Origin of the sequence: Pseudomonas chlororaphis, from assembly GCF_001921865.1 — a bacterium.
In the GTDB taxonomy this organism is placed as follows: domain Bacteria; phylum Pseudomonadota; class Gammaproteobacteria; order Pseudomonadales; family Pseudomonadaceae; genus Aquipseudomonas; species Aquipseudomonas chlororaphis_D.
Genome location: NZ_MSCT01000014.1, coordinates 1 through 13,548 on the forward strand (window position 1 = coordinate 1; position 13,548 = coordinate 13,548).

17 protein-coding genes and 1 pseudogene are annotated in these 13,548 nt (G+C 64.2%); 9 read left to right on the forward strand and 9 right to left on the reverse strand.

What is annotated here, in order from left to right; all coding sequences use genetic code 11:
• Positions 1–512 (reverse strand): annotated as a pseudogene (locus BTN82_RS16525) (site-specific integrase); the annotation flags it as partial.
• 180 nt (positions 513–692) lie between these two features.
• Here BTN82_RS16525 and BTN82_RS16530 point away from each other — a divergent pair.
• Positions 693–1,724, forward strand: coding sequence for a DNA-binding protein (locus BTN82_RS16530; protein WP_075120201.1), 1,032 nt, complete (start codon positions 693–695; stop codon positions 1,722–1,724).
• Here BTN82_RS16530 and gorA read toward each other — a convergent pair.
• Both gorA and galU read right to left on the reverse strand, forming a co-directional pair.
• A complete protein-coding gene (gorA, locus tag BTN82_RS16535) occupies positions 1,721–3,079 on the reverse strand; it encodes a glutathione-disulfide reductase (RefSeq protein ID WP_075120202.1) in 1,359 nt (452 codons plus the stop codon). The two genes, BTN82_RS16530 and gorA, sit on opposite strands and share 4 nt — an antisense overlap.
• Before the next feature lie 133 nt (positions 3,080–3,212).
• Complete coding sequence (galU, locus tag BTN82_RS16540) at positions 3,213–4,052, reverse strand: UTP--glucose-1-phosphate uridylyltransferase GalU (protein ID WP_009049342.1); 840 nt, start codon at positions 4,050–4,052, stop codon at positions 3,213–3,215.
• 305 nt (positions 4,053–4,357) lie between these two features.
• Between galU and BTN82_RS16545 the strand changes: the two genes are divergently transcribed.
• Together BTN82_RS16545 and BTN82_RS16550 are read left to right on the forward strand one after the other, a co-directional pair.
• Positions 4,358–4,546 (forward strand): hypothetical protein, encoded by a 189-nt coding sequence (locus BTN82_RS16545; RefSeq protein WP_075120203.1) that lies wholly within the window; start codon positions 4,358–4,360, stop codon positions 4,544–4,546.
• Positions 4,547–4,700: 154 nt separating this feature from the next.
• On the forward strand, positions 4,701–4,982 hold the full coding sequence (locus BTN82_RS16550) for a hypothetical protein (RefSeq protein WP_075120204.1): 282 nt from the start codon (positions 4,701–4,703) through the stop codon (positions 4,980–4,982).
• 18 nt (positions 4,983–5,000) lie between these two features.
• On the opposite strand, the gene BTN82_RS16555 is transcribed toward BTN82_RS16550, so the two are convergent.
• The 4 genes from BTN82_RS16555 to BTN82_RS16570 form a co-directional block, all read right to left on the reverse strand.
• Positions 5,001–5,231, reverse strand: a complete 231-nt coding sequence (locus BTN82_RS16555; RefSeq protein WP_075120205.1) for a hypothetical protein — start codon at positions 5,229–5,231, stop codon at positions 5,001–5,003.
• Positions 5,232–5,300: 69 nt separating this feature from the next.
• A complete protein-coding gene (locus BTN82_RS16560; RefSeq protein WP_075120206.1) occupies positions 5,301–6,224 on the reverse strand; it encodes a c-type cytochrome in 924 nt (307 codons plus the stop codon).
• On the reverse strand, positions 6,221–6,871 hold the full coding sequence (locus BTN82_RS16565) for a c-type cytochrome (RefSeq protein ID WP_075120207.1): 651 nt from the start codon (positions 6,869–6,871) through the stop codon (positions 6,221–6,223). The genes BTN82_RS16560 and BTN82_RS16565 overlap by 4 nt, the downstream gene beginning before the upstream one ends.
• 182 nt (positions 6,872–7,053) lie before the next feature.
• Positions 7,054–7,404 carry a hypothetical protein gene (locus tag BTN82_RS16570; RefSeq protein ID WP_075120208.1) on the reverse strand — a complete coding sequence of 117 codons (351 nt, stop codon included), beginning with the start codon at positions 7,402–7,404 and terminating at the stop codon, positions 7,054–7,056.
• Positions 7,405–7,580: 176 nt separating this feature from the next.
• Here BTN82_RS16570 and BTN82_RS16575 point away from each other — a divergent pair, with 176 nt between their 5' ends.
• From BTN82_RS16575 to ada, 5 genes are all read left to right on the forward strand, one after another.
• On the forward strand, positions 7,581–7,883 hold the full coding sequence (locus tag BTN82_RS16575) for a DUF1883 domain-containing protein (RefSeq protein ID WP_075120209.1): 303 nt from the start codon (positions 7,581–7,583) through the stop codon (positions 7,881–7,883).
• A gap of 35 nt (positions 7,884–7,918) precedes the next feature.
• Complete coding sequence (locus tag BTN82_RS31375; protein WP_186828406.1) at positions 7,919–8,089, forward strand: hypothetical protein; 171 nt, start codon at positions 7,919–7,921, stop codon at positions 8,087–8,089.
• 105 nt (positions 8,090–8,194) lie between these two features.
• Complete coding sequence (locus BTN82_RS16580; RefSeq protein WP_075120210.1) at positions 8,195–8,911, forward strand: 2OG-Fe(II) oxygenase; 717 nt, start codon at positions 8,195–8,197, stop codon at positions 8,909–8,911.
• Positions 8,901–9,569, forward strand: coding sequence for a DNA oxidative demethylase AlkB (gene alkB / locus BTN82_RS16585; RefSeq protein WP_075120211.1), 669 nt, complete (start codon positions 8,901–8,903; stop codon positions 9,567–9,569). Before BTN82_RS16580 ends, alkB begins: the two co-directional genes overlap by 11 nt.
• 86 nt (positions 9,570–9,655) lie before the next feature.
• Positions 9,656–10,726: a bifunctional DNA-binding transcriptional regulator/O6-methylguanine-DNA methyltransferase Ada gene (gene ada / locus BTN82_RS16590; RefSeq protein WP_075120212.1), complete on the forward strand. Its 1,071-nt coding sequence runs from the start codon at positions 9,656–9,658 to the stop codon at positions 10,724–10,726.
• Here the strand turns inward: ada and BTN82_RS16595 are convergent.
• A complete protein-coding gene (locus BTN82_RS16595; RefSeq protein ID WP_075120213.1) occupies positions 10,690–11,178 on the reverse strand; it encodes a GyrI-like domain-containing protein in 489 nt (162 codons plus the stop codon). The two genes, ada and BTN82_RS16595, sit on opposite strands and share 37 nt — an antisense overlap.
• Before the next feature lie 50 nt (positions 11,179–11,228).
• Positions 11,229–12,212 (reverse strand): MDR family oxidoreductase, encoded by a 984-nt coding sequence (locus tag BTN82_RS16600; protein WP_075120214.1) that lies wholly within the window; start codon positions 12,210–12,212, stop codon positions 11,229–11,231.
• Positions 12,213–12,441: 229 nt separating this feature from the next.
• On the opposite strand from BTN82_RS16600, the gene BTN82_RS16605 reads away from it, so the two are divergent.
• The gene (locus BTN82_RS16605) at positions 12,442–13,506 is read left to right on the forward strand and encodes an NAD(P)H-dependent flavin oxidoreductase (RefSeq protein WP_075120215.1); all 1,065 of its coding nucleotides are present in this window, start codon (positions 12,442–12,444) and stop codon (positions 13,504–13,506) included.
• The last annotated feature ends 42 nt before the right edge of the window (positions 13,507–13,548 follow it).

Here is a 13,548-nt window from a genome sequence, read left to right on the forward strand (position 1 = left end):
ATGCCGGAGCCCGCCAGCGCCTGCACATGTTCGACGCGCAGCCGGCACAGCTCATCGCTGCGAAAGCCGCGCCAGAAGCCCAGGAGAATCAGCGCGCTGTCGCGTCGCGCCCGGAGCAAGGCCGGTTGATCGCCATCGAGCCGCGCTTGCACGGCCTCCTGCTCCAGCCAGTCGACCACCCGCTCCAGATCCTGCAATTGCAACGGCTCGGCCTGTTTTTCCTGGGCCGGGTGCAGCGCCCGAATGCCCTTGAACACCTGGCGCACCACCGGGGCCTTGGTCGGATCGGCAAAACCCTGGCTGTTATGCCACTGCGCCAGGGCCGAGAGACGCAGTTTCAGGGTATTGATCGACAGCTCCCCGGCATACGCCGCCAGATAACGCGCCACGCTGTCGCTGGTGGCCGGCAGAAACCCGCCCCAGACCACCTCGAAATGCTCGATGGCGGCCCGGTAGCTGCGCCGGGTGTTGTCGCGCGTCGCCGCGCGCAGATAACGATCCAGTTCACTCATGGCTTGCTCGCCTGGCCTGACGGTACAGAATGGGCGGGTGGAAGACAGGCTGTTTCTATCCTGACACGGGGTAATACCAGTATATCCCATGTCAATATTTTCAATAAAACTCTTATTATTTAATGTACAATTACGATAATTACATACCACGTAAAAAAGTACGAAACTGTAGGAGAGAACATGGCTCGTGGCGGCGTTAACAAGGCGGTGGTGCAAATCGCCCGTTCGGCGATCCTCGCCCGCGGCGAACACCCCAGCATCGATGCGGTCCGCATCGAAATGGGCAATACCGGCTCGAAAACCACCATTCACCGCTACCTGAAGGAGCTGGAGGCCAGCGAAGCCCGTCGCGCCGCGCCCCAGGAAGCACTGGAAGAGGAATTGACCGAACTGGTCAAGCGCATGGCCCAACGCCTGCGCGAACACGCCCAGGAGCCTGTCGAGCAGGCCCAGGCCCAACTGGAAGAAAAGAACCAGGAACTGGCAGAGCAGCAAGCCGCCGCCGAACAGACCCAGACCCATCTGCGCCAGCAACTGCAGACCCAGGCCACCGCCCTGGCCAACGAAAGCGCGTTGCTGCAGGACACCCGCTCCATGCTGCAGAGCGAACAGACCCGCAATGCCGGGCTGAACCAGGCCCTGGCCGATTTCGAATTGCGCCTGCAAGACAAGGACGAGCAGATCCGCTCGCTGGAAGAAAAGCACCTGCATGCCCGGGATGCCCTCGAGCACTACCGCAATGCGGTCAAGGAGCAACGCGAACAGGAACAGCGACGCCACGAAGGCCAGCTGCAACAGGTGCAGCAGGAGCTGCGCCAGGCCCAGCAGAGCGCCGTGGTGCGCCAGGACGAGATCACCCAGCTGCATCGCGACAACGAACGCCTGAGCGGCGAACAACGTGCCGCCCAGAAGGAATTGCACCAGGCACAGGAACAGTTGCAGAAGGCCGACGGCAAGCTCGGCCAACTGGTCGAGCAATCGACCCGCCTGAACAGCGAGCACACCCTCCTCCAGGAACGCCTGCGCGTCGCCCTGCTGGAAAGCCATGAGTTCAAACAGAACCTGGAGCAGCGGCTAGAGGACAATCGCCAGCTGGAACTGCGCGCCGCCAAGGCCGAGGCCAGCCTGGAGGCGTTGCAACTGGCCGCCGCCGCGAAAGCCGCGGCGACACCAGAAACAGAGGAGCGGCCGGAGCCGCCAGAGGCAGGTTAACCGGCGACCGGCGTACGCATGGTGACGAACTCTTCGGCGGCCGTCGGGTGCACGCCGATGGTTTCGTCGAAGTCGCGCTTGGTGGCGCCAGCCTTCAAGGCAATCCCCAGGCCCTGGATGATTTCGCCAGCATCCGGGCCGACCATGTGGCAACCCAGGACCTTGTCGGTCTCGGCGTCCACCACCAGCTTCATCAGCGTGCGCTCCTGGCAGTCGGTCAGGGTCAGTTTCATCGGCCGGAAACGGCTTTCGAAAATCTGTACCGCGTGCCCGGCTTCCCGCGCCTGCTCTTCGGTCAGGCCGACGGTGCCGATGCTTGGCTGGCTGAACACCGCGGTCGGGATCATGTTGTAGTCCACCGGGCGATACTGCTCCGGCTTGAACAGACGCCGCGCTACGGCCATGCCTTCGGCCAGGGCCACCGGCGTCAACTGCACGCGGCCGATCACATCGCCAATCGCCAGGATCGACGGTTCGGCGCTCTGATACTGCTCGTCCACCTGGATGAAACCGCGCTTGTCGAGTTTCACCCCGGTGTTTTCCAACCCCAGGTTGTCGAGCATCGGACGCCGCCCAGTGGCGTAGAACACGCAATCGGTGACCAACTCGCGACCGTCCTTGAGGGTGGCCTTCAGGCTGCCATCGGCCTGCTTGTCGATGCGTTCGATATCGGCATTGAACTGCAGGTCGAGGCCACGCTTGGTCAGCTCTTCCTGCAAGTGCTTGCGCACCGCGCCATCGAAGCCGCGCAGGAACAGGTCGCCGCGGTACAGCAGCTGGGTCTCGGCGCCCAGGCCGTGGAAGATCCCGGCGAACTCGACGGCGATGTAGCCGCCGCCCACCACCAGCACACGCTTGGGCAGCGCCTTGAGGAAAAACGCCTCGTTGGAGCTGATGGCATGCTCGTGCCCCGGAATGTCGGGAATCTGCGGCCAGCCGCCGGTAGCGATCAGGATGTGCTTGGCGCTATAGCGCTGGCCATTGACCTCCACCTGATTCGGGCCGATCAACGTGGCGTGGCCTTCGTGCAGGGTCACACCACTGTTGACCAGCAGGTTGCGATAGATGCCGTTCAGGCGATTGATCTCGCGATCCTTGTTGGCGATCAACGTGGCCCAGTCGAAGTCGGCTTCGCCCAGGGTCCAGCCGAAGCCCGCGGACTGCTCGAAGTCCTCGGCGAAGTGGGCGCCGTAGACCAACAGTTTTTTCGGCACGCAGCCGACGTTGACGCAGGTGCCGCCCAGATAGCGGCTTTCGGCTACCGCGACTTTCGCCCCGAACCCCGCGGCGAACCGCGCTGAACGCACACCGCCGGAACCGGCGCCAATTACATAAAGATCAAAATCGTAGGCCATTTCACTCTCCCAGGCAGGCTGACAGCATAACCGCAGATGCGTATCCGGTCAGCGCTAGAGGATTGACATAAGGGCATAAAACGAAAAAGCCACCCGAAGGTGGCTTTTCAGTACACAGACCTGCGGGGGCTTATCAGTAAGCCTTACCGGTCTTGTAGAAGTGTTCGAAGCAGAAGTTGGTCGCTTCGATATAGCCTTCGGCGCCGCCGCAGTCGAAACGCTTGCCCTTGAACTTGTAGGCGATCACACAACCGTCCTGCGCCTGCTTCATCAGGGCGTCAGTGATCTGGATCTCGCCGCCCTTGCCTGGCTCGGTTTGCTCGATCAGGCTGAAGATGTCCGGCGTCAGGATGTAACGACCGATGATCGCCAGGTTCGACGGCGCATCTTCCGGCTTCGGCTTCTCGACCATGTTGCGTACGCGGTAGAGGTCATCGCCGATCAGGTCGCCGGCAATCACGCCGTACTTGTTGGTTTCCTGCGGGTCGACTTCCTGGATCGCGACGATAGTGCAGCGGTACTGCTTGTACAGCTTGACCATCTGGGTCAGGACGCCGTCGCCTTCCAGGTTCACGCACAGGTCGTCCGCCAGGACCACGGCGAACGGCTCGTCGCCGATCAGCGGGCGGCCGGTGAGGATCGCGTGACCCAGGCCTTTCATTTCGGTTTGACGGGTGTAGGAGAACGAGCACTCGTCCAGCAGCTTGCGGATGCCGACCAGGTATTTTTCCTTGTCGGTGCCCTTGATCTGGTTTTCCAGCTCGTAGCTGATGTCGAAGTGGTCTTCCAGGGCACGCTTGCCGCGACCGGTGACGATGGAGATTTCGTTCAGGCCGGCATCCAGTGCTTCTTCAACGCCGTACTGGATCAGTGGCTTGTTCACCACCGGCAGCATTTCTTTGGGCATGGCTTTAGTCGCTGGCAGGAAGCGAGTACCGTAACCGGCTGCTGGGAACAAGCATTTCTTGATCATATGAGTCCTTAAAAGGGCTGTACGTACGAATTTCGGCGCAGTCTAATCAGGCCGCGTGCGCCTTACAATGGGCCGCAGTGGCTAACCGCTGCCATCTAAGAGAAATATTGCCGCGGATAGTTCCGTGCGCCGCTTTGGACATCGCTGCACGCACAGCATGCAGCATCGTACAGATAACCCGTGGCGTAAACCGCCGTCCGCCCGCAAAGCCTCGAATTTTCTGCATTCGCGGTCTTTTATCCGCTCTCCCGACGACGCGTTTGCCGTTATCATGGCGCCCTTGAACCCGCCAACGAGGCAGATAGATGTCGGCAACAAAAAGCGTAAACGGTTACCAGATCAAACAGTTGAAAGACGGCCAATGGTGGCTGGTCAGTGCCCAGGGCGAGAACGTCGCCGGCCCCTTCGCCAGCGAAGCGATGGCGGTCGAGGTGGCCTCGGTGTTCGAGGATTCGGCAGGACACGCCTCGACGCGTCGCAGCCCCAAGTCCTGAGACAATCCCGACGTCGCCAGCCCTGCCCCGCGCAGGGCTTTTTCATGGCGATCTGTACCGCAATGGCGGTTCGCTATAGCATCTCGTCCCAGACGCTCGCCCAAGAGCGTCAAGCCTTCCCCCGGGGCTCAACTTCTCGACGACGACCACACCCATGCACAAATTCCTGGCACTGACCGCCGTACTGGCCCTGACCGGATGCGCCACCGTCTCCGACACTTACCTGGAGAACGGCGAACAAGGCCTGAGCATCGATTGCTCCGGCGAAGCCAGCTCCTGGGCCAGCTGTTACGAAAAGGCCGATGCCTCCTGCGCCGGCACCGGGTATCGGATCGTCGGCACCGACGGTACGCCCTCGCCCAAGGAGAGCGACAAGACTCTGGGCGCCGATGTCGGCAACTACAAAAGCCGCAGCGTGGTGGTGGTCTGCAAATGACGGGCGCCCACGCCCGCCTTATATATGGATCTCGGCAAACTTGATGCCCAGGTTGCGAAGCGTGCCAATCAGGTCATCCAGTCGCTCGAATGACTCGACTTCGTCGTTGTCGTCCACCAGAAAATAGCTTCGCCCTGCGCTCTTCTTGAAGAACACGATCCATTCCCCGGAATTCGCCGGATTCTGAATCACATGGGTCGCAGAGATATGACCCTCTGCATGCCTCTCCCGGACGTGTTCGCGTTTCATGCTTTCTCCCCAAAAAACGATGCCGCCGAAACCCGGGTTTCGACGGCATCTTTGACAATGGCCGACAGTTTATCGGATGCCTTGGCCAATCAGCACGCCATCTACCGTCTGGCCATACAGATTGACCCCGTCGTTGGCGTGGAACTTGACCCGGGTCTTCTCGATAGAACCGTCCACCAGGCGCGGGTCCTGCGGTCGTTCATGCCGGTTGACGAAGGCCGCCACGTCCCAGGCCTGCTGGTCGCTCAGGCTGCCGGCCTGGCCCAGGGGCATGTTGTGCTTGATGAAAGATGCGGCCGTGTTGATGCGGTGCATGCCTGCCCCCCAGTTATACGAGTCCTTGCCCCAGAGCGGCGGCATGACGTAGTCCGTCCCGACCTTCTGGCCCTGGCCGTTATCGCCGTGGCAGACCGCGCATTGCGCCCGGTACACCTGCTCGCCACGGGCCAGGTCGTAGCCCTGGGCCGGCTGTGCCACCTCGGGATAACCGCGCCCGGGCAACTCGACGCCGATCGGCGCCTTGCTCGCCAGCCAGTAGGAATACACCGACAACGCGGTAATTTCGTTGCTGTCGGCCGCCGGCGGCGTACCGCCGTTCATGCTGAACTGGAAGCAGCCCTGCAAGCGTTCGGCGTAGGTATTCACCTTGTCGTTCTTCTTGCGATAGGCCGGGTACATCGGATAGGCGCCCCACAACGGCGCGGAGTTGGCCAGACGCCCCTGGTCCAGGTGGCAGTTGCTGCAATTGAGGCCATTGCCGACGAACTTCGGCGCCCGGCGCTTGGTGTCGACGAACAACGCATAACCGTCGCGGACCATCTTGCCGTAAGCGTTGTCCGGCAACTCGCTTTCCAGCGGTGGCTGGAATGCCTGGACAGGGGATGCGCTCGCCGCCACCGGCAATGGCAACGGGTCCTGCATGGCAACCGCGGCAGCCTGGGCTTGGCCCGCCAGCAAAACCAGCGACAGGCCCAACAAAAGATCAGGCTTCATGGCTTGCCCTCCTGGCTGTCGATCTTGGCGAAATAGTCGGCGACCGCGGTGATTTCCTCAGGCGTCAGGGCCTTGGCGATGTGCCCCATCAGATCGTTCGGATCGTTGCGACGCGTCCCATCGCGCCAGGCGTTCAACTGCCCGGCCAGATACGCCGCTGGCTGTCCGGCCAAGGGTGGAAAGGCCTCCCCTACGCCGACGCCGCCAGGCCCGTGACACGTCACGCACTCGGGCACTTGCCGCTCCCAGGCGCCGCGCAAGGCCAGCCGTGCGCCCACGCCCTCGGCCGGGGCGCTGCGGGTGAGCGGTGGCGGTGCCGGCGCCGGCATCGCGGCCAGGGTCTGGCTGACCGCCTGGATTTCCTCATCGCTCAGGGCCTTGGCCAGCGGCTGCATGACCGGGTTGGCGCGCGCGCCGCTGCGAAAATCCTCCAGTTGCTTGCGCACGTAACCCGCCGACAACCCCGCCAGCCGCGGAAAGCCGGCGGCCGCCAGGCCCAGCCCATCGGCGCCATGGCAGGCCAGGCAGGCTGTCGCGCCGGGCTGCGCGCCGCCCTGGGTAAAGACTTTCTGCCCATCTGCGGCATGGGCGCCGGCAACAAAAAACAGCATCAGGCTGCTGAGCAGCATTCGATCCACGGGGATCATGGCGAACTCCATTCTTCTAGTTATATGCATAGGCCTATTTAATATAAGCCTACAAAGAGTAGGCCAATCGTCCTATGACGACAACGCGAATGGATTCCGCCGACCTGGCGATCGGGTACAAAAAAGCCCGCCCAGCCGCGTCAATCCGCACCTGGGCAGGCTCTTGAAAAAGGCTCAGGCGATCAGCCGGAAATGCACTCTTCTGCCGCCTTGCCGATATCACCCGGACGAATCGGCACGTTGGACATGCTTTCATGCAGCTTGATACTGCTGCCGCCGGAACGGTCCTCGATATCGAACACCGCCGCCGGCCCCGCCGACAGTTTCTGCGGCACGATAACGCGCATGCCGTCCTTGTGCGGCTCGATCTGCAACTGGCCTCGGCTGTTCGCCAACTTGTCGCTGACGCACTTGGCGTATTCCTGCGGTTTCTTCCCTGAAATCACGTTCATGGTGGGCAGCGTCTGGTTAATGTCCGAAACCGTCGCACAACCGCCGATCGCCAGGGCCAGAATCAACACACCCCACTTCATATATTTCCTCCGATAAAGACCGTCCGACCGCAGAAATGGAATTTTTCTCCGGATAGATCAGATTTATCTTAAATAAACGCCAAATAACTGTTTTAAATTGTCAAAGCCGCCTGCCGCGGCCTGATAAACTGCGCCATCGTTTTGATTTTGTAGCAAAAGCCCTTCTGGAGGCGCCCATGAAATTTATCCACCAGCGCGAGCACCTCAACGAAGACGACATCGTTGTCATCGAGTGTTCCCAGACCTGCAACATCCGCCTGATGAACGACGCCAACTTCCGAAGCTTCAAGAACGGCGGACGTCACACCTATCATGGCGGCGCGTTCGATAAATTCCCGGCCCGTATCACCGCGCCGAGCACTGGCTTCTGGAACATCACCATCGACACCGTCACCCACCGGGCGATCAGCGTGACCCGCAAGCCGAACCTGACCCACTCGATCAAGATCATCCGCCGGTCCAGCTCGAAACTGCGCTGAACCCCGCTCCGGCTCGCAGACAAACAGGTATCACCGTGGCCCAAACGACCAAGTACGTCATCAAATACAAACTCAATGGCGAACGCCGTTTCGAGTTCGCCCAACTTCAAAGCGGCACCCAGGAAGAAGCCAAGGCCGCGCTGGAAGCCCTGCACGGCCAGACCGACGATGTCATCAGCGATGTCAGCGTGAGCAAGGCGCTGTAAGCCACCACCCTTGCTTCACGAATTCGACCGCAAGCCCCGGAGTGTGGGTGGCCCGGGCTCTTCCTAGACTGGCGGCCATCAGCCTCTGCCGCGGGAACCGCCAGCATGTCCGCCCTCTCCCTGGAACAACGCCTCGCCGGTGTCGATTGGCCGTCGATCGAGCAACGCCTCGATCAGGACGGCAACGCCGTGATCGACAACCTGCTCACCCCCGAGCAATGCCATGAACTGAGCAGCCTGTACCCGCGCAGCGAGCTGTTTCGCTCGCGGGTGGTCATGGCCCGCCACGGCTTCGGCCGCGGCGAGTATCAGTACTTCGCCTACCCGTTGCCGCCGCTGATCGGCGGGTTGCGCGCCCAGCTTTATCCGCGCCTGGTGCCACTGGCCAATCGCTGGAACCGGAGCATGAACATTCCCGTGGAATACCCGCCGCGGCACGCCGACTTCCTCGAGCGCTGCCACGCCTGCGGCCAGCAACGCCCGACGCCGCTGTTGCTGCAATACGGCCCAGAGGACTACAACTGCCTGCATCAGGACCTGTATGGCGACAACGTGTTTCCCCTGCAGGTCGCGATCCTGCTGTCGCAGCCCGACCGGGACTTCACCGGCGGCGAATTCGTCATCACCGAACAGCGCCCGCGCATGCAATCGCGGCCGCAGGTCATCGGTCTGAAGCAAGGTGATGCGCTGATCTTCGCCGTGCATCATCGTCCGGTACCCGGCGCGCGCGGACATTACCGGGTGACGTTGCGCCACGGCGTCAGCCGCCTGCACAGCGGCCGCCGGCACACGCTAGGAGTGATCTTCCACGATGCCCAGTAACCACACCGCCGACCTGTTCGCCGAAGCCGAGCTGCGCCAGGCGCCCCGCACCGAGCCGCTCGGCCCGCAGGCCTGCGTGCTCAGGGGCTTCGCCCTGCCCTGGGTCGAACGCCTGCTGCCGGGGCTGCGCGGCGTACTGCGTGCCGCGCCTTTCCGGCAGATGGTCACGCCGGGCGGTTTCACCATGTCGGTCGGCCTGAGCAGTTGCGGGCAACTGGGCTGGACCACCGACCGCGACGGCTACCGCTACACCGCCGTCGATCCGCAGAGCGGCCAGCCGTGGCCGGCGATGCCCGAGGCATTCCGCGAACTGGCGCGGGCCGCCGCGACTCAGGCCGGGTTCGCCGGGTTCGAGCCCGACGCCTGCCTGATCAACCACTATGTGCCCGGGGCGCGGATGTCCCTGCACCAGGACAAGGACGAGCGCGACTACGGCGCGCCGATCGTCTCTGTCTCGCTGGGCCTGCCGGCGGTGTTCCAGCTGGGTGGCCAACAACGCAGCGAACGCCCGCTGCGGGTGCCGCTGCAGCATGGCGACGTGGTGGTCTGGGGCGGCGTCGACCGCCTGCGCTATCACGGAGTGCTGCCGCTCAAGGACGGCATGCACCCGCTGCTGGGACCGCGACGCATCAACCTGACCTTTCGCCAGGCCGGCTGAACCCTGGGAATTCCAGCGCAAGACCCGGAGTGCCAGGCACCCGCCACCCGGTTAATCTGAGCGGCATCCGTCAACGAGTAGAGCCCATGAGCAGCGTCCCCCCTAAGCCCGCCCCTGAAGACCCTCGCTGGCTCGCGGTCCTGGCGCGCGATGCGCGCGCCGACGGCCAGTTCGTCTACGCGGTGAAAACCACCGGGGTCTACTGCCGCCCCAGCAGCCTGTCGCGCCTGCCGCGGCGGGAAAACGTCGAGTTTTTCGACAGCGCCGAAGCCGCCGAGGCCGCCGGTTACCGGCCGAGCAAACGCAGCGCCAGCGACCAGACCCAGGTGGCCGCGCTCCATGCCCGGCTGGTGGCGGCGGCCTGTCGGCAGATCGAGTCGGCCGACACCCTGCCCAGCCTGAATCAACTGGCCGAACAGGCCGGCATGAGCAGCTTCCATTTCCACCGGGTGTTCAAGGCCGCCACCGGGCTGACCCCGAAAGGCTACGCCAGCGCCCACCGTTCGCGGCGGGTGCGGCGCCAGCTCGAACACGGCAGCTCGGTGACCGACGCGCTGTACGACGCCGGCTTCAACTCCAACAGCCGCTTCTACGAAACCGCCGACCGCTTGCTGGGCATGAAACCCAGCGACTACCGCGCCGGCGGCCTGAACGCCGATATCCGCTTCGCCGTGGGCCAGTGTTCCCTCGGTGCGATCCTGGTCGCGCAGAGCGAGCGCGGCGTGTGCGCGATTCTCTTGGGCGACGACCCCAACGCCCTGGTGCAGGACCTGCAAGACAAATTCCCGCGGGCCAACCTGATCGGCGCCGACCCGGGTTTCGAGCAACTGGTGGCCCGGGTGGTGGGGTTTATCGAGGCCCCGGCCATCGGCCTCGACCTGCCCCTGGACCTGCAAGGCACCGCGTTCCAGGAACGGGTGTGGCTAGCCCTCAAGGAGATTCCGCCGGGCAGCACCGCCAGCTACGCCGAGATCGCCCAGCGTATCGGCGCGCCGAAGTCCTTTCGCGCCGTGGCCCAGGCCTGCGGGGCCAACAGCCTGGCGGTGGCGATCCCCTGCCACCGGGTGGTGCGCAGCGACGGCAACCTGTCCGGCTACCGCTGGGGCGTGGAACGCAAACGTCAGTTGCTCGAACGCGAGGGCTCGTCCGAGGCCTGAATGCCGATGTACACCGACACCGATTCGGCGCCGGTGTAGACCTCGAAGTCGGTGGCGAAGCGGCGGCGGATCTGCGGGTTGTCCTCGAAGTAGGCCCAGATCAGGCCCCAGGTGCGGATCACCACATCGGGCATCGGCCCCTTGGCGGAAAACGCCAGGTACTCGCCGCCCTGCACCTGTACCAAGGGATAGTCGGGGTTGCCCTCGCTCACCGCGACGCCGGCGGTGACATCGAAATGCCCCGAGGCATCGGACTCATAGTTGGAATACACGCCGTAGACGAACGAGTCCGCCTGACGGTGGCCGATGCGGTCGAACAGGCCCTCGACAAAGAAGCGCTCCCACATCGGCCCGATGCGCGCGCCATCAGCCTGTTGCTCGTCGGCATTGCGGGTACGCACCTGCAGGCCCGATACGCTGAACGCCTGAACTTCTCGCCGTTTTACTTCCATGCTCGCTACTCCCTGGATGAGGTTTATCGGTGTGCTCGGCGCGCACGGTATCAGCGATTCACGTCCACCACCACGCGCCCGCGCAACCCGCCGGCCAACAGGCGCGACGCGGCTTCGATGGCCTCGCCGAGGCCGATTTCCCGGCTGATCAGCGCCAGCAGCGCCGGGTCCAGGTCGCGGCCCAGGCGCTGCCAGGCCTCGATGCGCCGGGCCTTGGGCTGGGTCACGCTGTTAATCCCGGCCAGGGTCACCCCGCGCAGGATAAAAGGCGCCACCGACGCCGGGAAATCCATGCCCTGGGCCAACCCGCAGGCAGCAACCGTGCCGTTGGCCTTGGTGCTGGCGCAGGCATTGGCCAGGGTGTGGCTGCCCACCGAGTCGATCACCGCCGCCCAGCGTTCCTTGGCCAACGGCTTGCCCGGCACCGACAGGCTGGCGCGGTCGAGGATCTCGCTGGCGCCCAGGCGCTTGAGGTAGTCCTGCTCCGCCGTGCGTCCGGTGGAGGCCACCACCTGATAACCGAGCCTGGCCAGCAAGGCGATGGCAAAACCGCCGACCCCGCCATTGGCGCCGGTGACCAGCACTTCACCCTGGTCCGGCGTCAGGCCGTTGCGCTCCAGCGCCAGGATGCTGAGCATCGCCGTATAGCCGGCGGTGCCGATGGCCATGGCCTGGGCCGCGCTGAACGCCTGGGGCAAGGGAATCAGCCAATCGCCGTCGAGCCGGGCCTTCTGCGCCAGCCCGCCCCAATGCCCTTCGCCCACGCCCCAGCCGTTGAGCAACACCTGATCGCCGACCTGGTAGTCCGGGTGGCTGCTGCTCTCCACGCTGCCCGCCAGGTCGATCCCCGGCACCATGGGAAACCTGCGCACCACCGGGCTGCTGCCGGTAATGGCCAGGCCGTCCTTGAAGTTCAGGGTGCTGTAGGCCACCCGCACGGTGACGTTGCCGGCGGGCAACTGCGCCTCGTCGAGCGCCTTGAGGCTGGCTCGATAACCCTGTTCGTCGTTCTCGATCAAAATGCCGTTGAACATCGCTGCCTCCAGATAAGTCCAGTCGCCGCCCAGTGAACGTGAGCAGTGCGTCACAAGGCAACACCTTCTTCGCCCTTCGGCACAACGCCACACGGTGTTTTCGCGAGCCGCGACCATACCGGGCGCCGAGCCTTGCCCGCAAAAAGTCGACTGGCCTTTCCCGGCCCACTCCTGATACAACCCTTGCGCTGTCGTCATCCACCCGCCGCGCCGCCGGAGAACTTCGCTCATGAGCCAATGGCCTGACACCCGCATTCTCGATTTGCTGGGCATTCAACTGCCGATCATTCAAGGCCCCCTGGCCGGGGTAACCACCTCGGCCATGGTGATTGCCGTCGCCAGGGCCGGCGGCCTGGGTTCCCTGCCCTGCGCGATGCTCACGCCCGAACAGATTCGCCAGGAAGTCCAGACCATCCGCCAGGCCACTGCCGCGCCGCTGAACCTGAACTTCTTCTGCCACCAGATGCCAGCCCCCGACACCGAGCGCGCCGCGCGCTGGAAAGCCGCCCTTGAACCCTACTACCGCGAGCTGGGCGCCGACTTCGAGGCCCCCACGCCCGTCAGCAGCCGGGCTCCTTTCGACCTGGTCAGCTGCGAACTGGTGGAAGAGCTGCGCCCGGAAATCGTCAGCTTCCACTTCGGCCTGCCGGAGCCTGCGCTGCTGGCACGGGTCAAGGCTACCGGGGCGAAGATCCTGTCGTCGGCCAGTACGGTCGATGAAGCCCTCTGGCTGGAGCAAGGCGGTTGCGACGCGATCATCGCCATGGGCAACGAGGCCGGCGGCCATCGGCCGATCTTCCTCAGCGACGACCTCAACACCCAGGTCGGCACCATGGCCCTGGTGCCGCAGATCGCCGATGCGGTGAAGGTGCCGGTGATCGCCGCCGGCGGCATCGGCGACGCCCGCGGCATCGTCGCGGCCTTTGCCCTCGGCGCTTCGGCGGTGCAACTGGGCACCGCCTACCTGTTCACTCCGGAGGCCAAGGTCACGGCGGCCCACCACAAGGCCCTGCGCAGCGCCAAGGACAGCCAGACCGCGTTGACCAACCTGTTCACCGGCCGCCCGGCGCGGGGCATCGTCAACCGGGTGATGCGCGAAATAGGCCCGATCAGCCCACTGGCGCCGGCCTTCCCCCTGGCGGGCGGCGCACTGATGCCGCTACGGGCCAAGGACGAAGCCGACTTCGCCAACCTCTGGGCCGGCCAGGCCCTGCGCCTGGGCGTCGAACTGCCAGCCTTCGAGCTGACCCGGCAACTGGCCGAGCAGGCCCTGGCCCGCTTGAACAGGCGCTGAAGGCCCCGCGGGCCGCGTCCTGCGCGCGGCTCACGGGCTTCG